The organism is Roseovarius sp. CAU 1744 (assembly GCF_039839345.1).
Taxonomy (GTDB): domain Bacteria; phylum Pseudomonadota; class Alphaproteobacteria; order Rhodobacterales; family Rhodobacteraceae; genus Roseovarius.
Window position 1 is genome coordinate 212186 of the sequence record NZ_JBDOQV010000008.1, and the last position, 25536, is coordinate 237721.

At 61.8% G+C, this 25536-nt stretch carries 26 protein-coding genes and 1 riboswitch; of the genes, 17 read left to right on the top strand and 9 right to left on the bottom strand.

Features of this window, described 5'->3' with window-relative positions; genetic code table 11:
* The first annotated feature begins 18 nt into the window (after positions 1 to 18).
* From AAFO92_RS17350 to AAFO92_RS17395, 10 genes are all read left to right on the top strand, one after another.
* The gene (locus AAFO92_RS17350; protein WP_347537238.1) at positions 19 to 564 is read left to right on the top strand and encodes a lysoplasmalogenase family protein; all 546 of its coding nucleotides are present in this window, start codon (positions 19 to 21) and stop codon (positions 562 to 564) included.
* A gap of 59 nt (positions 565 to 623) precedes the next feature.
* Positions 624 to 1967, top strand: a complete 1344-nt coding sequence (ftsY, locus tag AAFO92_RS17355; protein ID WP_347537240.1) for a signal recognition particle-docking protein FtsY — start codon at positions 624 to 626, stop codon at positions 1965 to 1967.
* Between the two features lie 40 nt (positions 1968 to 2007).
* The gene (locus AAFO92_RS17360; RefSeq protein WP_347537242.1) at positions 2008 to 2910 is read left to right on the top strand and encodes an EamA family transporter; all 903 of its coding nucleotides are present in this window, start codon (positions 2008 to 2010) and stop codon (positions 2908 to 2910) included.
* Positions 2911 to 2928: 18 nt separating this feature from the next.
* Entirely contained in the window at positions 2929 to 3534 is a 606-nt protein-coding gene (locus tag AAFO92_RS17365) for an inner membrane-spanning protein YciB (protein WP_347537244.1), read from the top strand.
* Positions 3535 to 3623: 89 nt separating this feature from the next.
* On the top strand, positions 3624 to 4256 hold the full coding sequence (locus AAFO92_RS17370; protein ID WP_347537245.1) for a hypothetical protein: 633 nt from the start codon (positions 3624 to 3626) through the stop codon (positions 4254 to 4256).
* 71 nt (positions 4257 to 4327) lie between these two features.
* Positions 4328 to 4406, top strand: a riboswitch (SAM riboswitch).
* Positions 4407 to 4465: 59 nt separating this feature from the next.
* A complete protein-coding gene (gene metZ, locus AAFO92_RS17375; protein WP_347537247.1) occupies positions 4466 to 5647 on the top strand; it encodes an O-succinylhomoserine sulfhydrylase in 1182 nt (393 codons plus the stop codon).
* Positions 5648 to 5801: 154 nt separating this feature from the next.
* Entirely contained in the window at positions 5802 to 6902 is a 1101-nt protein-coding gene (folE2, locus tag AAFO92_RS17380; RefSeq protein ID WP_347537249.1) for a GTP cyclohydrolase FolE2, read from the top strand.
* A 168-nt stretch (positions 6903 to 7070) separates the two neighbouring features.
* The gene (locus AAFO92_RS17385) at positions 7071 to 7769 is read left to right on the top strand and encodes a hypothetical protein (protein ID WP_347537251.1); all 699 of its coding nucleotides are present in this window, start codon (positions 7071 to 7073) and stop codon (positions 7767 to 7769) included.
* Positions 7770 to 7826: 57 nt separating this feature from the next.
* Entirely contained in the window at positions 7827 to 9275 is a 1449-nt protein-coding gene (locus AAFO92_RS17390) for a TrkH family potassium uptake protein (protein ID WP_347537252.1), read from the top strand.
* Positions 9275 to 10867 (top strand): 5-guanidino-2-oxopentanoate decarboxylase, encoded by a 1593-nt coding sequence (locus tag AAFO92_RS17395; RefSeq protein WP_347537254.1) that lies wholly within the window; start codon positions 9275 to 9277, stop codon positions 10865 to 10867. The genes AAFO92_RS17390 and AAFO92_RS17395 overlap by 1 nt, the downstream gene beginning before the upstream one ends.
* Positions 10868 to 10918: 51 nt before the next feature.
* Here AAFO92_RS17395 and AAFO92_RS17400 read toward each other — a convergent pair whose 3' ends face one another.
* Positions 10919 to 11638 carry a Hint domain-containing protein gene (locus tag AAFO92_RS17400; RefSeq protein ID WP_347537255.1) on the bottom strand — a complete coding sequence of 240 codons (720 nt, stop codon included), beginning with the start codon at positions 11636 to 11638 and terminating at the stop codon, positions 10919 to 10921.
* Between the two features lie 235 nt (positions 11639 to 11873).
* Here AAFO92_RS17400 and AAFO92_RS17405 point away from each other — a divergent pair, with 235 nt between their 5' ends.
* The 6 genes from AAFO92_RS17405 (at position 11874) to AAFO92_RS17430 (ending at position 16950) form a co-directional block, all read left to right on the top strand.
* Entirely contained in the window at positions 11874 to 13103 is a 1230-nt protein-coding gene (locus AAFO92_RS17405) for an acyl-CoA dehydrogenase family protein (protein WP_347537257.1), read from the top strand.
* Positions 13104 to 13272: 169 nt separating this feature from the next.
* Positions 13273 to 13902: an ATP-dependent Clp protease proteolytic subunit gene (locus AAFO92_RS17410; protein WP_347537259.1), complete on the top strand. Its 630-nt coding sequence runs from the start codon at positions 13273 to 13275 to the stop codon at positions 13900 to 13902.
* 146 nt (positions 13903 to 14048) lie between these two features.
* Positions 14049 to 15314 carry an ATP-dependent Clp protease ATP-binding subunit ClpX gene (gene clpX / locus AAFO92_RS17415; protein ID WP_347537261.1) on the top strand — a complete coding sequence of 422 codons (1266 nt, stop codon included), beginning with the start codon at positions 14049 to 14051 and terminating at the stop codon, positions 15312 to 15314.
* A 421-nt stretch (positions 15315 to 15735) separates the two neighbouring features.
* Positions 15736 to 16119, top strand: a complete 384-nt coding sequence (locus AAFO92_RS17420; protein ID WP_347537262.1) for an NADH:ubiquinone oxidoreductase subunit NDUFA12 — start codon at positions 15736 to 15738, stop codon at positions 16117 to 16119.
* 7 nt (positions 16120 to 16126) lie between these two features.
* Positions 16127 to 16591: an outer membrane lipid asymmetry maintenance protein MlaD gene (gene mlaD, locus AAFO92_RS17425; protein ID WP_347537264.1), complete on the top strand. Its 465-nt coding sequence runs from the start codon at positions 16127 to 16129 to the stop codon at positions 16589 to 16591.
* Positions 16588 to 16950: a DUF2155 domain-containing protein gene (locus AAFO92_RS17430; protein WP_347537266.1), complete on the top strand. Its 363-nt coding sequence runs from the start codon at positions 16588 to 16590 to the stop codon at positions 16948 to 16950. Before mlaD ends, AAFO92_RS17430 begins: the two co-directional genes overlap by 4 nt.
* On the opposite strand, the gene aat is transcribed toward AAFO92_RS17430, so the two are convergent.
* The 4 genes from aat to AAFO92_RS17450 all read right to left on the bottom strand — a co-directional run bounded on the left by aat (position 16914) and on the right by AAFO92_RS17450 (position 20147).
* Positions 16914 to 17564 carry a leucyl/phenylalanyl-tRNA--protein transferase gene (gene aat / locus AAFO92_RS17435; protein ID WP_347537268.1) on the bottom strand — a complete coding sequence of 217 codons (651 nt, stop codon included), beginning with the start codon at positions 17562 to 17564 and terminating at the stop codon, positions 16914 to 16916. The two genes, AAFO92_RS17430 and aat, sit on opposite strands and share 37 nt — an antisense overlap.
* Before the next feature lie 18 nt (positions 17565 to 17582).
* Positions 17583 to 18932 carry an acetyl-CoA carboxylase biotin carboxylase subunit gene (accC, locus tag AAFO92_RS17440; RefSeq protein ID WP_347537270.1) on the bottom strand — a complete coding sequence of 450 codons (1350 nt, stop codon included), beginning with the start codon at positions 18930 to 18932 and terminating at the stop codon, positions 17583 to 17585.
* 10 nt (positions 18933 to 18942) lie between these two features.
* A complete protein-coding gene (gene accB / locus AAFO92_RS17445) occupies positions 18943 to 19440 on the bottom strand; it encodes an acetyl-CoA carboxylase biotin carboxyl carrier protein (protein WP_347537272.1) in 498 nt (165 codons plus the stop codon).
* Positions 19441 to 19610: 170 nt separating this feature from the next.
* On the bottom strand, positions 19611 to 20147 hold the full coding sequence (locus AAFO92_RS17450; protein WP_347537274.1) for a LuxR C-terminal-related transcriptional regulator: 537 nt from the start codon (positions 20145 to 20147) through the stop codon (positions 19611 to 19613).
* Between the two features lie 115 nt (positions 20148 to 20262).
* On the opposite strand from AAFO92_RS17450, the gene AAFO92_RS17455 reads away from it, so the two are divergent.
* A complete protein-coding gene (locus tag AAFO92_RS17455; RefSeq protein WP_347537276.1) occupies positions 20263 to 21780 on the top strand; it encodes an AMP-binding protein in 1518 nt (505 codons plus the stop codon).
* Positions 21781 to 21843: 63 nt separating this feature from the next.
* Here AAFO92_RS17455 and AAFO92_RS17460 read toward each other — a convergent pair whose 3' ends face one another.
* From AAFO92_RS17460 to AAFO92_RS17475, 4 genes are all read right to left on the bottom strand, one after another.
* A complete protein-coding gene (locus AAFO92_RS17460) occupies positions 21844 to 22872 on the bottom strand; it encodes a DMT family transporter (RefSeq protein ID WP_347537278.1) in 1029 nt (342 codons plus the stop codon).
* A 303-nt stretch (positions 22873 to 23175) separates the two neighbouring features.
* The gene (locus AAFO92_RS17465) at positions 23176 to 23592 is read right to left on the bottom strand and encodes an aminotransferase class IV (RefSeq protein WP_347537279.1); all 417 of its coding nucleotides are present in this window, start codon (positions 23590 to 23592) and stop codon (positions 23176 to 23178) included.
* Positions 23475 to 24074: a hypothetical protein gene (locus AAFO92_RS17470; RefSeq protein ID WP_347537281.1), complete on the bottom strand. Its 600-nt coding sequence runs from the start codon at positions 24072 to 24074 to the stop codon at positions 23475 to 23477. The genes AAFO92_RS17465 and AAFO92_RS17470 overlap by 118 nt, the downstream gene beginning before the upstream one ends.
* Positions 24075 to 24116: 42 nt before the next feature.
* Positions 24117 to 25328, bottom strand: coding sequence for an aminotransferase class I/II-fold pyridoxal phosphate-dependent enzyme (locus tag AAFO92_RS17475; RefSeq protein WP_347537282.1), 1212 nt, complete (start codon positions 25326 to 25328; stop codon positions 24117 to 24119).
* Between the last annotated feature and the right edge of the window lie 208 nt (positions 25329 to 25536).

Consider the following 25536-nt stretch of genomic DNA (forward strand, 5'->3'; position numbering starts at 1 on the left):
TGTCGCCGGGCCCCCTCCGTGCTGCGGACAATTTTCAAGACGGTCCCCGTCGCCATGCTGGCGCTGGTGGCCGGGCTGGCGGGTGGGCCGGATCTTCTGGTGCTGGCGTTGGCCTTGTCGGCGCTTGGGGATCTGGCGCTGTCACGGGCGGGTGACCGGGCCTTTCTGGTCGGGTTGGGCAGCTTTGCCCTGGCGCATCTGGCCTATATCGTCCTCTTTGCTTCGCTGGCCACCGGCTGGCCGGCGCTCTTCCCGGTTCTGGCCCTGGTTGCCTATGCCATATCGACCGAGGTCTGGCTCATCCCCTATACTGCCGCCCTGCGCGGGCCGGTCCGGCTCTATGTCGTGCTGATTACCGGCATGGGCATCGCCGCGCTCGCGCTGCCCGGCATGGTGAGCATGGCACTGATCGGGGCCGGGGCGTTTGTGGCATCGGATACGATTCTGGCAGTTCAGCTGTTCCGCCTTTCGCCGCAAAGCCGCTGGTACGCCCCGGCGGAGTGGTCGCTATGGGCACTGTACTATGGCGCGCAGCTTCTGATCTTGTGGGCGGTGATCGGCTGAGGCTTCCATCTGCCGGTGATCCGCATTAGGTGGGGACAAGATATCGGCGCGGGGGACGCATGGCGTTTTTCAAGAAACTCAAGGAACGGCTGTTCCGGTCGTCTTCAAGGATCGAGGAAGGCCTTGACGCAATCGTCGAAGAGGGTGGCGAGGAAGAGGTGATCGAGGCCCAGACCCAGGCTGTTGACACCGGGGCGCCGGTATCCGAACCCGTTCCAGAGCCAGAGCCAGAGCCAGAGCCAGAGCCAGAGCCAGAGCCAGAGCCAGAGCCAGAGCCAGAGCCAGAGCCAGAGCCAGAGCCAGAGCCAGAGCCAGAGCCAGAGCCAGAGCCAGAGCCAGAGGTGCTTGCAGCACGGCCCGAATCCGAGACACTTTCACCGGAACCGGAACCGGAACCGGAACCGGAACCGGAACCGGAACCGGAACCGGAACCGGAACCGGAACCGGAACCGGAACCGGAACCGGAACCGGAACCGGAACCGGAACCGGAACCGGAACCCGCGCCCGAGGCGAAAAAGCCGGGCCTGCTGGGGCGCCTTCTGGGGCGGTCCGAAAAGCAGACCGTCATCCGCCGGGCGCTGGATGACGACATGCTGGAACAACTCGAAGAGTTGCTGATCACCGCCGACATGGGGGTCGACACGGCGTTGCGGGTGACGGCGAACATGGCCGAAGGGCGCATGGGGAAACGGCTTTCCACGCAGGAAATCAAGGAGTTGCTGTCTGACGAGGTTGCCCGGATCATGGCGCCCGTGGCGCGGCCGATGCCGCTTTATCCCAAGACCCCGCAGGTGGTGCTGGTGGTGGGGGTGAACGGTTCCGGCAAGACCACGACCATCGGCAAGCTTGCCAGCCAGTTCCGCGCCGCGGGCAAGTCCGTGGTCATCGCTGCGGGCGATACGTTCCGCGCCGCGGCGGTTGAGCAGCTTCAGGTCTGGGGCGACCGGGCGGGCGTGCCCGTGCTGACCGCGCCCGAGGGTTCGGACCCGGCCAGCCTGGCCTTTGACGCGATGGAACAGGCCCAGAAGGACGGCGCCGACCTGCTGATGATCGATACCGCCGGCCGGTTGCAGAACCGCGCTGACCTGATGGAGGAACTGGCCAAGATCGTCCGGGTGATCCGCAAGAAGGATGAGACCGCGCCGCATAACACCCTGCTGGTGCTTGACGCCACCACCGGCCAGAACGCGCTGAGCCAGGTCGAGACCTTCCAGAAGCTGGCCGATGTATCGGGCCTGGTCATGACCAAGCTGGACGGCACTGCCAAGGGCGGGGTGCTGGTGGCGCTGGCCGACAAGTTCGGGCTGCCCATCCATGCGATCGGCGTGGGCGAGCAGATCGATGATCTGGCCCCGTTCGACCCCGAGGAATTCGCGGCCGCGCTGACCGGGCTGGAGCGCTGATGACCGCGCGGAATTCACGCCACACGGCGGATGGGCGGAAATGAGCGAGTGGCTGGTCTCACTCGAAGGGACTGCAGAAGGCCACAACCTGGCCCTCGCGCTGGCGTTGATCGCGGCGTTTCTTCACGCGGTATTCGGCGCGCTGCAGAAGGGGCGGTTCGACCCGTGGCTGACCCGTGGTGCGATCGACCTCTGGCTGTTCCTGCTGGCCGCACCGCTTGCGTTTTTCGTCGTACCGCTGCCCGAGCCGCATATGTGGCCGATTTTCGCGGGCGCGGTCCTGATCCATGTGGTCTACAAGGTGTTTCAGGCGCTGGCCTACACTAAAGGGGCCTACACGGTGGTCTATCCGGTGGTGCGCGGCACGGGGCCGCTTTTTGCCGTGATCGGCGCCTACCTGATATTCTCGGAAACCTTCACCGCCATGCAGTGGCTTGGGGTCGGGGTCCTGCTGACCGGGATTTTCGGGCTGGCCGTCTATAACCTGATCTTTCTGGTGACGGACCGTGAAACGCTGCCCGCCGCGCTGGTGCTGGCGGTCTTGACCGGGCTTTTCGTGGCGCTTTACACAACCTATGACGCCTACGGCATTCGGGCGACGGCAAATCCGTTCTCGTTCCTGGCGTGGTTTTTCATGTTCGAGGGCATGACCTTGCCCGGTTTTGCCTACCTGCGCTGGCGCAGAATGCCGGATCGCCCGCCGATGGTGCCGCTGCTGAAGCGCGGTTTCATCGGAGCTTTGGTGGCGTTTCTCTCGTTCGGGTCGATCATGCTGGCGACGCGGCTGGACAAGGTGGGCGAGGCGGCCGTCCTGCGCGAGACATCCGTTGTCTTCGCCGCGCTGATCGGCTGGCTGGTGTTGCGTGAAACGGTCGGCCCGCGCCGAATTGCCCTGATGGCATTGATTGCGGCGGGCGCGGTCATAGTTGAAATGGGCGGATAGCAGAGGAGCGTGCCGGCAATGGCCGAAAAACAGATTGACGGAAAGGTGAAAACCGCATTGGAACTGGGCCCGATCCTGGCGTTCTTCGTTGCCTACCTGTGGCTGAAGGACCGGGTCTTTACCATTGGCGGGACCGAATATGCCGGCTTTGTCGTGGTGACCGCCGGATTCATTCCCGTTTTCCTGCTGTCGATGGCCATCCTGTGGAAATTGACCGGGCACCTGTCAAGAATGCAGGTCGTCACCGCGGTGCTGATCGTGGTTTTCGGCGGGCTGAGCGTTTGGTTCAACGAACCGAAATTCTTCAAGATGAAGCCCACCATCATCTATCTGCTCTTTGGCGGCATCCTCGGGCTGGGGTTGCTGCGCGGGCGGTCCTATCTGCAATCGGTGATGGAGGGGCTGATGCCCCTGACCGACGAGGGCTGGATGATCCTGACCCGCCGTCTGACCGCGTTTTTCCTGGCCCTTGCCGCGCTGAACGAATTGATTTGGCGAACCCAGAGCGAAGAAACCTGGGTCTACTTCAAAACCTTTGGCCTGACTGCCGCGATCTTCCTTTTTTTCATGACGCAGGGGCGGCTTTTCAGTGACCACGGCACCGGCGAAGACAAGGCGGATTGATCGCCGGCCTGTCTGCTGTTGGGTGGAATTCCCCTGAATGCTCATATCCTCGCCGGGTTTAAGCCGCATTTCGCGCTTATCCCGATGGCATGTTAAAGCGTGTTACCAGCCGTGTCTGGCATCTCACCACCTCGATCCCACCCATCCGGCCCGGTAATCTGTTACCGGTGCTGGTAATGGTCATACTGTGGTTCGGCCTGCGGTTCTGGGGCGTGTCGGAGGACAAGGCCTTTGTCATTGCATGTGTGACGGCGCAGGCCTACGTGATCTGGCGCAACCTGCCGGGTGCGGCGTTAAGCCTGCAGAAGGTCGAGCGTGGCAAACCCCGGATGCTGGTCATTCCCGTCTCGATCATCATCGCGGTAGCGGCGCTGCAGCTCTGGCTGGGAAGCCCGCTTTTCACGCAGCGAGTGGTGACGTTTTTCTGCCTGGTATTCCTGATCGTCATGGTCTGGGGCATCATGCGAGAGCAGGAGATGCTGGACCGGGTCGTGCCCGAAGGGCGGATGCCGCATCAGGTCAGCGCACCCGTCAGCCTGCTGCGGATCAACGCCATCGTCGCGGCGGTCGTGATTGGCGTGAACGAGTTGCTGATCGCCTTCGAAACGCTCTCTGTCTGGATCAGCCTCATGCCGGTTCTGGTACTGGCGCTACATGCCTTCTACTGGTTGATGGTGCTGTCGGTGCTGCCCACGGCCAGCGAAAACCAGACCGGCGCCTGACCCCCGATAAACGCAGTTGACCCGCTAGCAAGGCGCTGGCGACCAGTTGACGCCCGCCCCCGGCGGCGCTAAAGAAGCGACGTGGCGATTTGTTACCGGATTGCGGGCCACGTTAAACAACACCGCTAAAGAGGTCAGACGGGGGAACTCCTTTCGCTTGACCGCGACGGGAGTTTTTTTGTGGGCGGGCGCCGCCCCGGAGGGCAACGATGAGCGACGATTGGAACACACGCACCAAGCTGGTTCACGGCGGTACGCGCCGCAGCCAGTATAACGAGGTCAGCGAGGCGATTTTCCTGACCCAGGGTTTTGTCTATGACAGTGCCGAGGCCGCGGAAGCGCGGTTTTTGCAAAGCGGCCCGGACGAGTTCATCTATGCCCGCTACGGCAATCCGACGGTCGCGATGTTCGAAGAGCGTATCGCCGCGCTGGAAGGGGCCGAGGACGCCTTTGCCACCGCCAGCGGCATGGCGGCGGTGTCCGGTGCGCTGACCTCGATGCTGGCCGCGGGCGATCACGTGGTCGCGGCGCGCGCTCTGTTCGGTTCGTGCCTCTATGTGCTCGAAGAGATCCTGACCCGCTACGCCGTCGAGGTCAGCTTTGTCGATGGCACCGATCTGGACCAGTGGCGCGCGGCCATTCGGGATGACACCAAGCTGGTCTTTTTCGAGACCATTGCCAACCCGACGCTGGAAGTGGTCGATATTCAGGCGGTGGCCGACCTGGCCCATGCGGTGGGTGCACAGGTGGTGGTGGACAACGTCTTTGCCACGCCGGTCTTTTCCAATGCCATCGCGCAGGGTGCCGATGTGGTGGTCTATTCCGCAACCAAACATATCGACGGGCAGGGGCGTGCCCTGGGTGGGGTCATCCTGGGCAGTCGAGACTATATCCGGGGCACGGTCGAGCCCTACATGAAACATACCGGCGGGTCGATGTCGCCCTTTACCGCCTGGGTCATGCTGAAGGGGCTTGAGACGATCGACCTGAGGGTGCGGGCTCAGGCGGCCTCGGCGCTGGCGCTGACCGAGGCGCTGCAAGCGCATGAAAAACTGCGCCGGGTGATCTATCCCGGTCATGCGACCCATCCGCAGAACGAGCTGGTAACACGCCAGATGGGCAAGGGCGGCACCGTGGTTGCGCTGGAACTGGCGGGCGGCAAGGATGCCGCATTCCGTTTTCTGAACGCGCTGCGGATCATCCTGATCTCGAACAATCTGGGCGATGCAAAATCGATCATCACGCACCCCGCCACTACCACGCACCAGCGGCTACCTGACGATCAGAAAGCTGCGCTGGGGATCAGCCCGGGCCTGGTCCGGCTGAGTGTCGGGATCGAGGACACGGATGATGTGCTGGCCGATCTGCTGCAGGCACTGGACGCCGTTTAGCGCGACCGCTGGTGGTAGCATCGGTGGCGCTGAATTTCTTGACCGGTATGGAAACCGGGCAAAGATGCCGCATTTCAATGATTTGGTTACGGGGTTAGCAATTTCATCCGTCCGGCTATATATCAGTGTGCGGCACAGGAATTAGGAAACGCCCATGAACATTCTGTCTTCAGACATGGAAAAGGCGCCCGGGCGCGATGATGCGGATCAGGCGCTGGCGGTCTTGCGCGCCTGGGCCCGTGCCGCGACCCCCGAAGAAGTTGCTGATCTGGACCCCGCCGTCGCACGGCTGTTGCCGGGGCACGAGGTTGCGAATTACCCGCCGCTTGCGCGCGCCTATCCCGAGGAATTCACGGTGGACGAGGTGTATCGCGCTTCGCTGCCCGATCTGCAGAACGGCCCAAGCTCGCTGATCCGCGGGGCCAAGCAGCACCTGCAGCATGTGGGCATTTCAAACTTCCGCCTGCCGATCCGGTTTCACAGCCGCGATGCCGATGACCTGACGCTGGAGACTTCGGTGACCGGCACGGTCAGCCTGGAGGCGGGCAAGAAGGGCATCAACATGTCACGCATCATGCGGTCCTTCTACAAGCACGCGCAAAAAACCTTCAGCTTCGAGGTGATTGAGGCGGCGCTCAAGGATTACATCACCGATCTCGACAGTTTCGACGCGCGCATACAGATGCGGTTTTCCTATCCGATGAAGATCAAATCCCTGCGTTCGGGGCTGGAGGGGTTCCAGTTCTACGATATCGCCCTGGAGCTGGTTGAGCGCGACGGGCTGCACCGCAAGTTCATGCATCTGGACTATGTCTATTCGTCCACCTGCCCGTGTTCGCTGGAACTGAGCGAACATGCGCGGCAATCGCGCGGGCAGCTGGCGACACCGCATTCGCAACGGTCGGTGGCGCGGCTGTCGGTCGAGGTTCTGGGCGAGGGTTGTCTGTGGTTCGAAGATCTGATCGACCTGGCGCGGCGCGCGGTGCAGACCGAGACCCAGGTCATGGTCAAGCGCGAGGATGAACAGGCTTTTGCAGAACTGAACGCCGCCAACCCGATCTTTGTCGAGGACGCGGCGCGGCTGTTCTGCGAGGAGTTGCTGAAGGAGGAGCGCGTAGGCGATTTCCGCGTGATTGCCAGCCATCAGGAAAGCCTGCATAGCCACGACGCGGTCAGCGTGCTGACTGAGGGTACGACCTTTGCCGCTGACAGTCTTGACCCCAAGCTTTTCAACACGCTTTTTCATGTAGGCTGACGGAGTTCTGCGTATTCAGGCGTCTTCGTGCCGAAGTTTTTGGCCGGAGGCACGGCAGGGCGGCGGAACTTCGCGAAAGCCATGTTTTCCGGTTGACGCTGAGCCGGTATGGGTATGAATCGCGTGTGACGGATTGTATTTTGCCGACTCAACAACCAGGAATTGAAAATGAACCCTGTATCGACACCATTGGAAATGTCCGCAGCCAGTATCCGCCTTGCCGGGTACATGATCGAAAGCAATCTGCGCATTGCCCAAGCTCTCGGCGAAGCAGCGCTGATGACGAACCCCTTTGCAATGCCCTCGGATTTACGCAAGCCGACGGCCAAGCCCGTAGCCCGCGTGGCCAAGCCGGTCCAGAAGGCGAAGGCGCCCGCGCCCAAGAAAGCAGCCAAATCAACCGCCAAAGGGGCCGCTACAGAAGGTGAAACGCCTCAACCCAAAACAGCCAAGCCAGCGGCGCGCAAGACGGTCCGCAAGGCCGCTGCCAAACCGGCACAGGCAAAACCTGCGAAAACACCCGCTGCAGCGGCAAAAAAGACAGAAAACAATGCCAAGACTGCCCGCAAGGCGGCGCCCAAGACCGCGGCAGCGAAATCCGCGGCCAAACCGGCGCCTGCGAAGCCCGCGGCCAAACCCGCCCCGGCGCCTGAATTCAAGTCGCAAGCGACCAAACCGGCAACCGAACAGGCTAAGCCTGCTGCAGCCGCGGCCAAATCCGCCGCACCATCTGCGCCGGCCAAGGCAACGGCACCCGACGCCGCCGGCCAAGCCAGTACGGCACCACGCCCGGCTGCCAAGACGCACCGGGCCCCGTCGGCGCCCCCGGCGATGCCCACGCGCGACACCACCGCCAAGAAGGACTGATCGGGCAGGTCCGAACCCGCTTGACACCCGCAGCGCGCAGGGCCAACTCTGCGCCACATGATTGATCTGCGTCCCGTTGGTTACGTGATCGGCCTGATGGTCACGGCGCTTGGTCTGGCGATGTTCCTGCCGATGATGGTGGACATCGCCGAGGACCGCGGCCATTGGCCCGTCTTTGCCGAAAGCGGTATTCTGACGGTGCTGATCGGCGGGCTTGTTGCGCTGGCATGCCGCAACGGGGTGCGGGAGGGCCTGACGATTCAGCAGACTTTCCTCCTGACAACTGGCGTATGGGTCACGCTACCGTTCTTCGGCGCGCTGCCCTTCGTGCTGGGTGCGACCGAAGCACGGATCGTCGACGCTGTGTTCGAGGCAATGTCCGGCCTGACCACGACCGGATCGACGGTTTTGTCAGGCCTGGACGAGCTGCCCAAGGGCCTGCTGTTGTGGCGTGGGCTGATGCAGTGGCTTGGCGGCATCGGAATCATCGTTGTGGCGATGGTTTTCCTGCCGGAGCTTCGCGTTGGCGGGATGCAGATATTCCGCAGCGAAGGCTTTGATACCTTTGGCAAGATCCTGCCGCGGGCGACTGAAATTTCCTCCAGGATATCAGTAATTTACCTCAGCCTGACGTTGGTCTGTATCATGTGCTACCTGCTGGCGGGCATGAATGCGTTTGACGCAACTGTTCACGCGATGACAACGGTTGCGACGGGCGGGTTCGCCAATTACGACGCCTCTTTCGGCGCGTTCGGGGCTGCCACCGAATACGTCGCGGTTTGTTTCATGTTGGTTGCGGCATTGCCCTTCGTGCGGTTTGTACAGATTACCGCGGGAACTGCACAACCGCTACTGACCGATCCGCAGGTGCGTGGTTTCTTCTTGACGACGCTGTGCCTGGTTGCCTTGTTGACAGCCTGGCAGTTTCTTCAGCAGGAAACGCTGAGCGAGCCGGTGTTTCGCAAGGTTCTCTTCAACACCGTGTCGATCCTGACCGGCACCGGATATGCCAGCGAGGATTACATGCTGTGGGGCGCGTTTCCGGTGGCGTTGCTGTTTTTTACCGGGTTGATCGGTGGCTGCGCCGGCTCGACCTCGTGTTCGATCAAGATCTTTCGCTACCAACTCCTGTTCGCGTCGATCGACGCGCAGCTGCGCCGCATCCGCTCGCCCAACGGGATTTTCACGCCGCGCTATCAGGGCCGCGCGATCAGTGACGACGTGCTGAATTCGGTCATGTCGTTCTTCGTGTTCTTCGTGGTGACGCTGGGTCTGGTCTCGGTCGCGCTGGGCCTGACCGGGCTGGATTTCACCACGTCGGTTTCGGGCGCGGCGGCGGCGCTGGCCAATATCGGACCGGGGCTGGGCGACACGATCGGGCCCGCGGGCAATTTCGGTTCGCTCAACGATACGGCGAAGTGGCTGCTGGCCTCCGCCATGCTGATCGGACGGCTGGAATTGCTGGCGGTCTATGCAATTTTCACCGTAACTTTCTGGAGGGCCTGATGGCTGCCAAATCCGTCCGGAATCGCCCGCTTGGCGCACAGATTTCCCATATGCTCAGATCGCGCGGTGTCGATACGATCTTCGGCATTCCCGGAGTGCATAACCAGGAAATGTATCGCGGCATCGAAGAGGCCGGGATCACCCATGTGCTGGCGCGCCACGAACAGGGGGCGGGTTTCATGGCCGATGGCTATGCCCGGGCCACCGGCAAGCCCGGTGTGGCCTATGTGATCACCGGGCCCGGCCTGTGCAATATCATGACCCCGATGGGGCAGGCCTATTCCGATTCAGTGCCGGTGCTGGTGATCTCCTCCTGCCTGGACGAGACCGCCGCCACCGGGGGACAGCTGCATCAGATGCTGGACCAGGAGGCCGCCGCCGCGACCGTGTGCGAATGGAGCCACCGGGCACAGGACGCCAATGCGGTCTATCAGCTCATCGACCGGGCCCTGGTTGAGTTCGAAAGCGGCCGACCGCGCACACGCCATATCCAGGTGCCGATCAGGGCGCTTGAAGGAAGTGCCGCGCCAGCGCCCGCCCGTGCGGCCCTGATGAGCGCCAGGCCAGCTGACAGCGAGTCCGTGGCGCATCTGGCGGACCTGCTGCGCGGTGCCAGGCGGCCGCTGTTCATTCTGGGCGGCGGCGCCTGCGGGTCGGCACCGGAATGGCGCGAGCTTATCGAAACCTTGCGGGCAGGCGTCTTCACCACCTACGCCGGGCGCGGGATCATCGCGGCGGATTATCCCCTGAGCTTCGGCGCGTATATCGGGCGGCCCGAAAGCGAAAAGGTTGCCGCCAGTGCGGATCTTGTCGTTGCCGTCGGCACGGAGCTGTCGGAGAACGACCTGTGGCGGGACCGGCTGGGGCAGACCTGCCCGCTGGTGCGGATCGACATCGACCCGTCGCAGTTCAGGACGCTGAGCAACGGCGATCTGGGTATCCATGCGGATGCCGGCCAGGTGGCACGGGGGCTGTTGCGTGCCGGTCTTTCGGCGGCCGGAGGCTGGACCGAAACCGAGGTCAGCGCGGCGCGCAAGCGCTGGAAGGCCGAAGCGGATGCGGAAAGGCCAGGCATCGTGCGGATCTGCGACGCGCTGAGCGCGGCGCTGCCGTCGGACACGATGTATTATTCCGACATGACACAGTTTGCCTATGTCGCGCTGGAGGTTTGGGATATGCCCAAGCCGGGCATGTGGCACCATCCCTACGGTTTCGGTACGCTTGGTTATGCCCTTCCGGCGTCTATCGGCGGGGCGGTTGCCAGGGCGGGGCAGCCGACGGTCTGCATCGCGGGCGATTACGGTTTCCAGTTTACCGTGCAGGAACTGGGCGCGGCGGTCGAACTGGGATTGCCGCTGCCGATCCTGTTATGGGACAACAGCAAGCTGGGCGAGATCGAGGACAGCATGGTCCGATCACAGATCGCGCCCAACGCGGTCATTGCCCATAACCCGGATTTCTGCGCCCTGGCGCGGGCCTATGGCGCCCGCGCGACGCAGCCGGCGACGCTGGAAGAGCTGACCGCCGCCACCCTGGCGGCGCTTGGTGCGGATGGGCCAACGCTGATCTACATGACGCCCGATCTGGCCTGAGTTTGGGCCGCGGTCACGGCGCTTGGCGGTATCCAACCCTGCGGCGACGGCTCAGGCGCAGGTCGCAAGGACGGCCTCGCGCGTCAGGGTGGCACGTGCCAATACCTGAAGAGCCGCGTCCGGCCGGGTTTCGATCTGCGGGAAAACCTGTTTGATCGCAACGTTCTGGTCGTGCATCAGCGCGTCGATCGTCGGGCGGTTCAAATGAAAACTCTCAGACCAGAGGTTGTCCGACAAGATCACCTCATGCTGGTCGAACAGGACATGCACATAGGTCAGGTTATGGGGCACCACGCACATGATGCCCGGCTGACCGACAAGCGCACCCGCTTCGATCAGAACCTCCGTTTCGCCGGTCAGCGCGAGGTGTTTTTTGTCAGTGGTCAGGACACGGTGGCGCGGCGACACGATCATGTCCCGCACGGGCCGGCCGGGCGCCAGGGCATCGGCGCGGATGAGGACCGGCAGAGAGTTGGGGGTGATGGGCAGGCCGGTACAGGAAATCTGACGTGTGCCGAGCCAGCGAAGAGGCTGATACCCATGGTCACGGGTCAGAACACGATCACCGACCCTGAGGGATTCAACCGGGATCAGACCATTCTGCGTGGCGATCCCCGTCCCGGGCGTAAAACAGGTGATCGCGCGGTAATCCCGCGATCCGTCGGTGTCACAATTGTCGCGTTGCTGGTACGGATTACCGGCAAGGTTGCGATGATCCGGTCTCTCGTCTCTGGCCGAGCATATCCTGCTCATGTCCGGCATGGTTTGCATTTTACTGGTTCCGTTACTCGTTCAACTCAACACTTGTGCATCACAAGTTGTGCCTCCAACCGACTGGCACCGTAATCCACAAAAGCGAATATCCGGTTGATTTGTGGCTGCAGTGTGCATTTTTGGGGGTCAGGTTTTGACAATTTGGATAAATTTCCACCTATAGTTTCAGCGATGGGGCGCAAGGGTCCGTATCAACGCAACCATACATCGGGAAAAAGGCGCATGGGTTAACATGGATTTTAGTATTCGACCTGAAATCAAGAGCTTGCTGTCCAGGGTTTCTGCGATGGTTCGTGAAGAGATCATGCCGCTGGAGGCCGAATATCACGCGGAAATTTCCAAGGGTGACCGCTGGCAGTTCACCGACCGTCAGGCCGAGATACTCGAGGGGTTGAAGGCGCGTGCGCGGGATGCGGGTTTGTGGAATTTCTGGCTGACCGACAGTGCGCGCGGGATTGGCCTGACCACCGTCGAATACGCCTATTTCGCCGAGGAAATGGGCAGAACGCCGATGGGGGCCGAAGTGTTCAATTGCAACGCGCCCGATACCGGGAACATGGAAGTTTTCGAACGCTACGGCACCGAGCAGATGAAGGCCCGTTGGCTGGAACCCTTGCTGCGGGGCGATATCCGCAGCGCCTATCTGATGACCGAACCGGATGTTGCCAGTTCGGATGCCACGAATATCTCGATGTCGTGTGTGCGCGATGGCGACGCATATGTGCTGAACGGCCAGAAATGGTGGGCGACCGGGGCGGGGGATCCGCGCTGTGCGGTCTATATCGTGATGGTGCGTACGGGGGCCGAAGATGCGCTCAAACACCGGCGTCATTCAATGATCGTTGTCCCGGCGGACAGCCAAGGGATCGAAAAGCTGCGGCCGATGCAGGTCTATGGCGCCGATGACGCGCCGCATGGCCACATGCATTTCAGGTTCACCGATGTGCGGGTTCCGGCGGAAAACCTGCTGTTGGGTGAGGGGCGCGGTTTCGAGATCGCGCAGGGTCGTCTGGGTCCGGGGCGTATCCACCACTGCATGCGCGCGATAGGCCAGGCCGAAACCGCGCTTGAAATGATGTGCCGCCGTTCCCTGGACCGGGAGGCATTTGGCAGAAAACTTGCCCAGCTGGGAGCGAATTTCGACATCATCGCCGAGGCCCGGATGGATATCGAGCAGGCGCGTTTGCTGTGTCTCAAGGCCGCGTGGATGATGGACCAGGGCGATGCCAGGGCAGCCGCACCCTGGATCAGCCAGATCAAGGTGGTCGCCCCCCGCATGGCGCTGCGGATCATCGACGAGGCCATCCAGATATTCGGCGCGCAGGGCATCAGCCAGGACGTGCCTCTGGCGGCGATGTGGACCCATGTGCGGACGCTGCGCCTTGCCGATGGGCCGGATGCCGTGCATCGCAGACAGGTGGCCCGGGCGGAGCTGCGAAAACACTCGAACGAGAAGCTGTAGCAAGGCCCGGAACGGCGGGTGCCCATAGAGCAGAGAAGTAAACAAATCGTTGGTGCAGCAAAACGGTGCTCCCCCCTTGCAGCCCCATGGGCGCGACACTAAGACTCCTTTAGGACATGGTTAGTAATTGATCGCTTAAGATCGATCGGAAAGAAGCAGGCAGGCGGACATGAAAGACCCATTTGAGACTTATATGAACACTTTGGTGCCGATGGTGGTCGAACAGACCAGCCGTGGCGAACGGGCCTATGACATCTTTTCCCGCCTGCTGAAGGAGCGGATCATTTTCCTGTCAGGTCCGGTGCATGACGGCATGTCAAGCCTGATTGTCGCGCAGCTTCTGCACCTGGAGGCGGAAAACCCGTCCAAGGAAATCTCGATGTATATCAACAGCCCGGGCGGGGTGGTGACCAGCGGCCTGTCGATCTACGACACGATGCAATACATCAAACCCAAGGTCAGCACGCTGGTCATCGGGCAGGCGGCCAGCATGGGGTCGCTGCTGCTCACTGCGGGCGAAAAGGGGATGCGCTTCTCGTTGCCCAACAGCCGGGTGATGGTGCACCAGCCTTCGGGCGGGTATCAGGGCCAGGCGACGGATATCATGATTCACGCCGAAGAGACGCTGAAACTGAAAAAGCGCCTGAACGAGATCTACGTGAAACATACCGGCCAGACCCTGAAGAAGGTCGAAGAGGCGTTGGAGCGGGACAATTTCATGTCACCCGAAGATGCCAAATCATGGGGTCTGATCGACGAAATCGTCGAGAATCGCGTCAAGGGCGATGACGAGGAGTAAAGCGTTGATGGCCCGGTCGCGCGACCGGGTCTCGGCATTTTGAGATTGTGGACCTTCTGTTGCTGTCCTAAGCTGGCGGGGACAGGTGGAATAACCGGCCTGACGTCAGGCCAATAATCTGCGGCTCGGGCCCCGAAAGGTACATTATGGCGAATAGTTCCGGCGGTGATAGCAAGAACACACTGTATTGCAGCTTTTGCGGCAAAAGTCAGCATGAGGTGCGCAAGCTGATCGCGGGCCCGACGGTGTTCATCTGCGATGAATGCGTCGAACTGTGCATGGATATCATCCGCGAGGAAACCAAGAGCGCGGGCCTCAAATCCAGCGAAGGTGTGCCGACACCGCGCGAAATCTGCGAAGTTCTGGATGATTACGTGATCGGCCAGGCGATGGCCAAGCGGGTGCTCAGCGTTGCGGTTCACAATCACTACAAGCGGCTGAACCATTCCGGCAAAGCCGGTGAGGTGGAGCTGCAGAAATCCAACATCCTGTTGATCGGACCCACCGGGTGCGGCAAGACGCTTCTGGCGCAGACCCTGGCGCGCATCCTGGATGTGCCGTTCACCATGGCGGATGCCACCACCCTGACCGAAGCGGGCTATGTCGGCGAGGATGTGGAGAACATCATTCTCAAACTGCTGCAGGCCAGCGAATACAATGTCGAGCGTGCGCAGCGCGGCATCGTCTATATCGACGAGGTCGACAAGATTACCCGCAAATCGGAAAACCCGTCGATCACCCGCGACGTGTCGGGCGAAGGCGTGCAGCAGGCCCTGCTGAAACTGATGGAGGGCACCGTCGCCGCCGTGCCACCGCAGGGCGGACGCAAACATCCGCAGCAGGAATTCCTGCAGGTCGACACCACCAATATCCTGTTCATCTGCGGCGGCGCATTTGCCGGGCTCGACAAGATCATTGCGCAGCGCGGCAAGGGCAGCGCAATGGGCTTCGGCGCCGATGTCCGCGATGAGGATGACCGCGGCGTCGGTGAGGTGTTCAAGGACCTGGAACCCGAAGACCTGCTGAAATTCGGCCTGATCCCGGAATTCGTCGGCCGTCTGCCGGTGATCGCAACGCTGGAAGACCTGGACGAAGACGCGCTGGTGACGATCTTGACCCAGCCCAAGAACGCGCTGGTCAAGCAATATCAGCGCCTCTTTGAACTGGAAGACGCGCAACTCAGCTTTACCGACGACGCGCTGAGCGCCATCGCCAAACGCGCGATCCTGCGCAAGACCGGCGCACGGGGGCTGCGGTCGATCCTCGAAGATATCCTGCTGGACACGATGTTCGACCTGCCCGGGATGGAAAACGTCGCCGAAGTCGTGGTCAACGAAGAGGCGGTGAGCGCGGATGCCAATCCGCTGATGATCTATTCCGACGCCAAGAAGGAAGAGGCAAGCGCCGGCTGACCGAACGCCGCGCCGAAATTCAGAAATGCCCGCGGTTTCCGTGGGCATTTTTTGTGGCCGACGGCCATACAGGGAGACAGGCGATATATGCAGCCATTCCGCAGGGGTGTCTTGGGCCTGAGCCATCTTCTCCGCGATGCGTTCCGATTATCCGGGCCGAAGGGCGCGCGGTCCATCAAACCTGTCGAATTGCTAAGTCTTCAGCACAAACGTCATCGCGACAGGCATCAATATGTGGGCCGCGGTCGGCGAAGCGGCTTTTCGGATCATGAATTGACTGCATCTGCCAAATGTCTGGCAGGCAAAATCAGGCGATTATGGCGGTTTTTGCGAATCGCGGACAGGTCCGGATTTGCATGCAGGTACTGGACCTTTGGCCACTTATGCGCCATATCGGAGAGAACGATAGGCGGAGGTTCCGATGGGTATTCTGAAGACGCTATTGCGTGCCGTGACCTGGTGGGACGGGCAGACCCTCAACACGCAGCTCTATACCTGGCGCAAGGGCGTGAAGGTAGGTGAAGACGCGCAGGGCAACGTATTTTACCGGACCCGGGATGACAAACGCCGCTGGGTGATCTTCAACGGGGAATGCGAAGCCAGCCGCGTCAGCCCCGATTGGCATGGCTGGCTTCACCATACGTTCAAGGAACCGCCCTCGGAAAAACCACTGCCGCACAAATCGTGGGAAAAGGAACACGAGGAGAACCTGACCGGGACCGCGCTGGCCTATGCGCCGGCCGGGTCGATTCGCAAAGGGGTGCCGGCAGAACGCCGCGATTACGAGGCCTGGAGCCCGGAGTAGGCAGGACATGTCGGAAAATACCACCGAAGTGATTGTTGGCGGTGCCGTTCTGGCCGTTGCCATCGGGTTCCTGGTCTACGCGGGGCAGGCGACGGGCCTGTCCGGCGGCGGTGCGGAATACGAGCTGTCGGCCAGTTTCCGCAGCGCGGATGGGGTCAATGTGGGTACCGATGTGCGCATGGCCGGGGTCAAGGTTGGCCGGGTCACGGATATCCGGCTGGATCCCGCCACCTTCCGCGCGGCAACGATTTTCAGCGTTCAGGACGGGATCGAAATCCCGGATGACAGCGCGGTGGCAATTTCCTCCGAAGGGCTTCTGGGCGGCACCTATGTAGAGCTGCTGCCGGGCGGATCGCCGTTTTTCCTGGAACCGGGCACCGAGATCGAATTCACCCAAGGCTCCGTCAGCCTGGTCTCGCTACTGATGAAATTCGTTGGTGGCGATGACGACGCAGAGGCGGCAGCCGAATGAGGCTGTGGCGCCTGGTGGCCGTGATGATGATGGCCGCGCTGTCACCTGCGCAATCTCAGGAAAATGTCAGGGCAGGGACCGGCGTCGTGCTGCGCGGTCTGGACAAGGTCAACGGTGACGTGGTGGACATAACGCTTGCCACGGGTGAGACCGCCGAAATCGGGCGCCTGTCGGTCGCCTTGCAGGAATGCCGGTATCCGCAGGGCACGGCATCGGATTCATTTGCCTATCTGACGGTGCATGATGCGTCGGTTCAGGAGCCGATTTTCGAGGGGTGGATGATTGCGTCGTCGCCGGCGCTCAACGCGCTGGAGCACCCGCGCTATGACGTCTGGGTGCTGCGCTGCAAGACGGATTGAGGATCGCGGCAGAGCGGTTGTCCGTTTATGTCCGCCGGTAATGTCAACGCCGTCTCCAGCAGGGCATGATAGGCGGCGCGCGAAATTTCACGGGCGCCCAGCGTTTCCAGGTGCTGCGTGATGAACTGGGTATCAAACAGCGCAAATCCGCAATTCCTGAGATGGGCGACCAGATGCGCCAGCGCCAGCTTCGAGGCATCGGTGTGGCGTGAGAACATGCTTTCACCGAAGAACGCGCCACCGATGGCAACCCCGTAGACCCCGCCGGTCAGCTGCCCATCGTGGCGGATTTCGATCGAATGGGCATGCCCCATCTGATGCAGGGCGGCGTAAAGGCTGCGGATTTCCGCGTTGATCCAGGTTTCCTCCCGGTCAGCGCAGGCATCTACGACCTCCAGGAAACCCGTATTCATATCAACGCTGTAACCGCCTTTCCTGATGCGCCGCGAAAGCGATCTGGACAGGTGGAAGCCGTCCAGAGGCAGCACCCCGCGGCGGCGCGGATCAACCCAGTAGATTTCCGGGTCGTCGCGGCTTTCGGCCATGGGGAAAATACCCCTTGTGTAGCCATGCAGCAGCAGTTCCGGGGTCAGGGGAAATTCCGGGTCGCTCATGATTTCATCAGGGCCGGATCAGCCCTGAAGGTTTGTTTCCAACCATTTTTCCAGCCAGTGAATATTGTATTCGCCGCTGTGGATATCCGGTTCCTGCAAAAGCGCGTGAAACAGCGGCACCGTGGTGTCGACCCCATCCACGATCAGCTCTCCCAGGGCGCGGTTCAGGCGGTTCAGGGCGCTTTCGCGGTCGCGGCCATGCACGATCAGCTTGCCGATCAGGCTGTCGTAATAGGGCGGGATCGAATAGCCGTCATACAGTGCCGAATCCATCCGCACACCCAGCCCGCCGGGCGCGTGGAAATGGGTGATCTTGCCGGGCCGCGGCGCGAATTCGGGCAGCTTCTCCGCGTTGATCCGTACCTCGATCGCGTGACCGTTGATCTGCAGGTCCTCCTGGGCAAAGGACATCGGCAGCCCCTCCGCCACGCGGATCTGTTCGCGCACCAGGTCGACGCCGAAAATCGCCTCGGTCACCGGATGTTCGACCTGCAGGCGTGTATTCATCTCGATGAAGTAGAACTCACCCTTTTCATAGAGGAATTCGACCGTGCCGGCGCCGGCATAGTTGATCTGTGCCACCGCATCGGCACAGATCTTGCCGATCCGGTCGCGTTCTTCCTCGGAGATGCAGGGGCCGGGCGCTTCTTCGAACACTTTCTGGTGGCGGCGTTGCAGCGAACAATCGCGTTCGCCCAGATGCACCGCCTTGCCCTTGCCATCGCCAAAGACCTGTATTTCGATGTGGCGCGGGGTGGTCAGATATTTCTCGATATAGACCTCGTCATTGCCGAAGGCCGCCTTGGCCTCGGCCCGGGCAGAGGTAAAGGCGCGCTCCATCTCGGCGTCGCTGCCGGCAACCTTCATGCCGCGTCCACCACCGCCGGCGGTGGCCTTGACGATGACCGGATAGCCCATCTCGGCGCCCAGCTTCTTGGCCTCTGCCAGTGTCGGAACGCCGCCATCCGATCCGGGGACACAGGGCACGCCCAGGTTCTTCATCGTGTCCTTGGCGGTGATCTTGTCGCCCATGATGCGGATATGTTCCGCCGTGGGGCCGATGAAGGTCAGGTCGTGGTCCTCGACGATCTGCACGAAATTCGCGTTCTCGCTGAGAAAGCCGTAGCCCGGATGGATGGCCTGCGCGCCGGTCACCTCGCAGGCGGCGATGATCGACGGGATCGACAGGTAGCTTTCGGTGCCGGAAGGGGGGCCGATACAGACGCTTTCGTCGGCCATGCGCACATGCATCGCGTCGCTGTCAGCGGTCGAATGGACGGCGACCGAGGCGATGCCCATCTCGCGGGCCGCACGGATCACGCGGAGGGCGATCTCGCCCCGGTTGGCCACTAGGATCTTGTCGAACATGCCGGGATCCTTATTCGATGATCATCAACGGCGATCCGTATTCGACCGTCGCGCCATCATCCACCAGGATGCGTTTCACCGTCCCGCCGCGCGTGGCGGGGATATGATTCATGGTCTTCATCGCCTCGATGATCAGCAGCGTGTCACCCTCGCTGACCTGCTGCCCGACGCTGACAAAGGCGGGGGCGCCAGGTTCGGCCTGCATGTAGACGGTGCCGACCATCGGCGACTTGACCGCGCCGGGGTGGTCCGCCGGATCCTCGCTTGGGGCCGCGTCCTTGCTTGCCGGTGCGGCGGCGGCGGGCGCCGGGGCGGGGGCGGCCGCGGGGGCCATAACGGCGGCTGGCGCCGCGACGCTCACCTCCTGCCGGCGGCTGACGCGGACATTCAGGCTGTCCGCATCGCCATATTCGCGCTTGACCTGCAGTTCGGTCAGGTCGTTTTCATTCAGCATTTCCGCCAATGCCTTGATGAAGGCGACGTCATCTTCGTGGGTTTTTTTTGACATCCGGGTCCTCGGCCAGTTGCGGGTTTTGTTTCCTATTGAAGCACCGCGTTGTTTTTTGCTGCTTATAGGCCATGCAGGGGCGCGATAAAAGCGGGCAATTGTCTAGCAAAATGGGATATCCAGAGGGAAATTGCGAGGGGAGATGGAATTTTCTTTCCCCTGCGTCACCATCACAGCGGCATACCCGATAGCTTGGCGACCAGTTCGGCCAGTTTGCGGGCCTGGAACTTTTCCAGCAGGCGCGCGCGATAGACTTCGATGGTGCGATAGGAAAGGTCCAGTTCCAGGCCGATCTCCTTCGATGTCTTGCCCCGGCAGGTCAGGATGGCAACCTCACGCTCGCGCTGTGTCAGCTGGACGACCGGACGTTCGTCCGACAGGTCAGCAAATGACCATATTCCGCGCCTGAACGGATCGTCCGGCGTCAGCGACTGGCCCCGGACACGGCACCAGAAAAACGTGCCATCCACGCGTTTCATGACGCGCTCGTCGGTGTAATGTCCGGTCTTGCGCATCGCCGCCAGGCCCTTTTCGCCGATACGGCGGTAATCCTCGATTGAGATGTAGAAATTTGCCAGCGGCACGTCGGTGAAATCCTCGGGCGCTCCGCCAAATGTCATGGCGAACTGGTTGTTGCATTGCCGGATGATCCGGTTTTCCAGAATGACAAGCCCGACGGGGGCGTGATCGAAGGCGAGGTCTTTCATGGACATGCTGCGCTGTGCACCGTTCGCAAAAACATCAAATATACCCGTAGTTCTACGAATTGATTAGGCGTGTTATTAGTGCTTTTTACGCGAAAAATAAATGAGGGGGACGGCCATGAACCTGGCTCTCTGGCTGGAGCGCGCGGCACGGCACGCCCCACAAGGCCCGGCAATCTTTTCCGGCACGGATTGCGTGGCGGATTATGCCTGTTTCCACAGGCGGGCGATGCAGGTTGCAGGCTGGCTTGCTGCAAGAGATGTCGCGCCGGGGGATCGGGTCGGGATCTTCATGCGCAACTGCCCGGATTTCCTGGTCACGCTTTTTGGCATCTGGGCGGCGGGGGCCGCGGCGGTGCCGATCAACGCCAAGCTGCACGGGCGCGAGGCGGCATGGATACTTGAAAACTCCGGCGCGGCGCTGTGCTTTGCGTCGCGTGATCTGAGCGGTTCCCTGCGGGATGCCGGAACAGCGGCGCAGCTGATCGACGTCTCGGCCGGCGAATTCGCCGATCCCGGCGAGGCCGCCGCGATGGTCCGGCCGGTCCCGCGGGATGCGGGCGATCTGGCCTGGCTGTTTTATACTTCCGGCACAACGGGGCGGCCCAAGGGGGTGATGATCACGCATGGCATGTTGATGGCGATGACGATGTGTTACCTGGCCGATGTCGATCACGTCGATGCCGGCGACGCCGCGATCTACGCCGCCCCGATGAGCCATGGCGCGGGGCTTTATGCGCTGATGCATGTGCTGAAGGGCGCGCGGCATGTCTGCCCACTCTCCGGCGGGTTCGACCCGGCCGAGATTTTCAGCCTGGCGCGGCATTTCGGTGATGCGCATATGTTCGCGGCCCCGACGATGATCAAACGCCTGACCCTTGCGGCGAAGAACAGCGGCGAGTCCGGCGAGGGGCTGCGCAGCGTGGTCTATGCCGGCGGGCCGATGTACGAAGCCGACATTGTCGAGGCGGTCGATCATTTCGGCCCGATTTTCCTGCAGGTATATGGCCAGGGCGAAAGCCCGATGTGTATCACGGCGCTTGGTCGCCAGGACGTGGCCGACAGGGTGCATCCACGCTGGCGCGCGCGGCTGAATTCGGTGGGCCGGGCGCAATCGCTGGTCGAGGTGCAGATCGGTGGCCCGGACGGCGCGCCGCTGCCGCCGGGCGAGGTGGGCGAGATCATGGTGCGCGGGGCGGCGGTCATGCCCGGATACTGGCAGAACCCCGAGGCGACGGCGAAAACGCTGGTCAATGGCTGGCTGATGACCGGCGATGTCGGTCATATGGACGCCGACGGTTATGTCACCTTGCAGGACCGATCCAAGGATGTGATCATCTCTGGCGGCTCCAACATCTACCCGCGCGAGGTCGAAGAGGCGCTGTTGACCCACCCGCATGTGCAGGAGGTTTCGGTAGTGGGTCAGCCGGACCCGGAATGGGGTGAAATCGTCGTGGCGTTCATCGTCCCTGCCGCAGGCGACCCGTTGGACGAAGCAGCGCTCGGGGCGCATTGCACCAGCCAGATCGCGCGGTTCAAGAAACCCAAACGGTTTCTGACGCTTTCCGAACTGCCCAAGAACAATTACGGGAAGGTGCTCAAGACCGAATTGCGCAGGCTGTTGTCAGAGGGCTGAACAGGGCCCCGAACCTGCCCGAAACGGGTGCGCTTCGCCAGTCGTTGCGGCAATGCGTGGAGGTCACAGGGGCGACTCCTCGTCGACGCTTTGTGGGGTCAGCGGGCTGCCCGGTACAAAGGCGGTTTCCGCGACAAGCGGGTGCTCGTCGCGGTGACGCATGGCCTGCAACTCGCGATATCCAAGGTAAAGCCCGCTCAGGATGATAAGCCCCATCCCGATCAGCGTGGTTGCGGGGGGCACCTCGCTCCACAGCACATAGGCCAGCACCACGGCGAAGGGCAGGTAGGTGTAGTCAAACGGAGCGACAAAGCTGGCATTCGCCACCTGGTAGGCGCGCGAGATCAGCAGGTAACCCGCCATGCCGACCGCCCCCAGCAGGAAAAGCCGGGGCAGATCGCCGAGCGCTTCGGCGGGGAATGCCCACCGTAGGTGGTGGAACGCGGGCCCCACATCCACGATCTGGTTGAGAGACCAGCCCATCATCAGGATCAGCGGCGCCGCCGGGGCCAGCGTATAAAGTCCCAGGGTCAGGGTGGTGTCACGATCCCCGATAAAGCGCGCAAGTATCTGGCCAAGCGCATAGGCAAAGGCACACAGAAGCGGCAGAACCGACACCCAGGTGAAGGCGTCGCTTACCGGGTTCATGGCAATTACAACGCCCACAAAACCCACCACCAGCGCGGCGATCCTGTGGGGGCCAATGGTCTCTTTCAGCATCAGCGATGCCAGCAGCGCGGTGATCAACGGGGCCGAGAAGAAGATCGTCGTTACCTCGGCCAGCCCCATGAAGGGAAAGGCCGCGTAGAAAAGCGAGAAGCCCAGGGCGAACAGCCCGGCGCGCAGCAGGTGCAGGGGCCACAGCGGCGTCAGCAACCGGTTTCGCCCGCGCAAGACCATGATCAGGGGTACCAACACCAGTAGCGCGACGACGGAACGGATGCAGATCAACATCCATACCGGGTAGGTTTCCAGCAATGATTTCATCATCGCGTCCTGCACGACAAAGAAAAGCATCCCGACTTCGACGCAGAAAAACCCGTGCACGTTGCGTGACTGCACTGACGGCGTATCCGGGGTGATGGTGGACATGACACTGATCCGATTTTTTGGAGGCGGGTCGCGAAATGCGCACCCGTTGCGATCAGCCTGCCGCGGGTGAAACTGCCTGTCTCGCTTGTTTGCGACAGGATGTCGTCAAAGGTTTTCTGTAAAACTTATGAATTTCAACACATTGCGGATCACCAAACCGACATCGCACATGGCTGTCCTGTGTAACACAGATGCCGTTGACCTTCGGGGAATGCAGAGGAAGTGCCGTTGCCAGGGTGCGTATCCGGATGAAATGCCGGGGATGCCGGCCATGTTGCGCGCGCGCCGCAACCGTCTGATCGTCTAGTAGCTGACGGGGGTTCTGTAGTTCGGATCCTGCAGCAGGGCAAAGTAGTCGCGCCGCAGCCGACTGGCGACGGGTCCGGCCCTTCCGTTGGAAAACACCCTCTCGCCGATCTGGCTGACCGGCATGATGCCACCCCCCGAGCTGGACAGGAATACCTCGTCAGCCTGCATCAGCTCGTCGATCGGCAGATTGCGTTCCGCGGTGGCCAGACCTGCCGCCTGGCACAGTTCCAGCGCCGTGCGCCGGGTGATGCCGTGCAGGACGCCCGCATCCGGAGTAACGACCGTTTTGCCTTTCAGCGCAAAGACATTGAATCCCGGACCTTCGGTGATATTGCCATCGCGATCCGCAAGGATGACCGTTTCGAACCCGTGATCCTTGGCCTCGAACAGGCCGGCGGTGAAATCCCCCAATGGTAGTTCTTGACCAGTGGATTGACGCTGTCGGGCGGAATGCGGTGCGTGGTTCCTGACAGCCAGACCTTCACGCCCGCATCGGCGATCTCGGGTCTGACGACATGAATATAGGGCACGCACCAGGCGTAGAAATGGTTGCCACAATCGCGTGGATCGCGGCTGCCGGGTATCCGGGGCGTGCCGCGTGCCGCGACCATGGCGCAATAGGCATCGCGCAGGCCCGATTGGCCGACCATCGCCTGCAACGCATCGGTGATCTGCGCCCGATCCATGCCGATATTCATGCGGCAGGCAGCTACTGACGCCTCGAACCGCGTCAGGTAATCTTTCAGCCGGAAAAACGCCCCTTGCCAGACCGGCACGACATCATAGGTCACGTCGGAATGTGTGACGGCCCAATCCGTGACGCCAATCGTCGCCTGCGAAATGGGCATGACCCGCCCTCTGATCCAGGCCGCGCCATCCGCGAAGCCATCCATGTTCACCGGTCCCGGCATCGCAGGAAGCGGCGGCGTAGGCGATCAGGTGCCGTAGGCACGCAACGGCTCCATCACCTCGGCCACGGCGTCGATGATGGCGCTGGCGATCAGATCCAGTTCGGCCGGTTTCAGACGCGCAGGCAGCCGCGTATCGCAGGCTTTCATCAGCATGGCCCGGGTCTGCGGCAGCTCGGGTGTCGCGCCCGGAATGAACCGCCAGTTCCAGAAGGCACGGGCATTGTCGGTGCTTTGCCCGAAGATCTGAACCTTGACGCCGCGCCGGGCGGCGGCCTCGGCAAAGGCAAGGGTCTCATCCGCGTCCAGCCCGACCAGGTTGAACTGGATGGAATCGGGCGCGCGTTTTTCCTTCGCCAGCTTCTCGGGCACGTCCAGCCAAGGCGAGCTGTTCAGTGCCTCGGCGACATAGTCGTGGTTCCGGCGCCCGTCCGCGACCCGGCGCGGAATCTCAGCCAGTTGCGGACGAATGATCGCTGCTGACAAGTTGCTGAGCCGCAGATTGTAAAGCGGCAGCATGTTCTGCGCCTTGGCAAATGCCCGGTCCAGGTCAGCATCGGGTGCGGTCAGGTGCTTGGTCCAGTTATGTTCATACGCGCCGGACATGATGACCGCCCGGGCAATCAGGTCGGGGTCATCGGTGATCATGATCCCGCCTTCGCCGGCATTCACCAGCTTGTAGGACTGAAAGCTGAAACAGCCGATGGTGCCGATGGTGCCGATATTGCGTCCGTCCCAGGTGGTTCCCAACGAATGTGCGGCATCCTCGATAACGGGAATTCCACGTGCTTCGCACAGCGTCATGACCGCATCCATGTCCGAGGTGTGGCCGCGCATGTGGCTGATGATGACGGCGCTGATGCCGTCCCCTAGTTTCGCTTCGAAGTCCTGGATATCAATCCGGTAATTGTCGCCAACTTCGCACAGGACCGGGACGCATTCCGCATGGACGACGGACGACGGCACAGCGGCAAAGGTGAAACCCGGGATCAGCACCCTGGCATCGCGCGGCAGATCAAGCGCCTTGAGCGACAGGAACAGTGCAGCTGAACAGGAGGAGACCGCGAGCGCGTATTTGCTGCCCATGAGCGCGGCGAACTCACGCTCCAGCAGGGTGACTGGCGCGTTCTCAGGCGCGGTGTAGCGGAAAAGATCGCCTGATTTCAACATCCTGTCGATTTCCGCGCGGGCGGTTTCGGGGATGGGCTCTGCGTCGTAGACGTTGGGCGGCAGGGTCATGTTTTCGGGTTTCCTGAATATCACTTTCGGATTTTCTAAATCAAAACATAGCCGCCGAAAAGTGGAACTTTGATGACGGAAGGATGGCAATAACAGGAAATTGCAAATTTGCGACACTGCGTATCCCGGGGGAAACGGGGCAAGCCGTGGAGGGGCCAGTGCCGACCCCCCTGCAAGCCTGACATGATACCGCTTTTGGCCGCGCCCG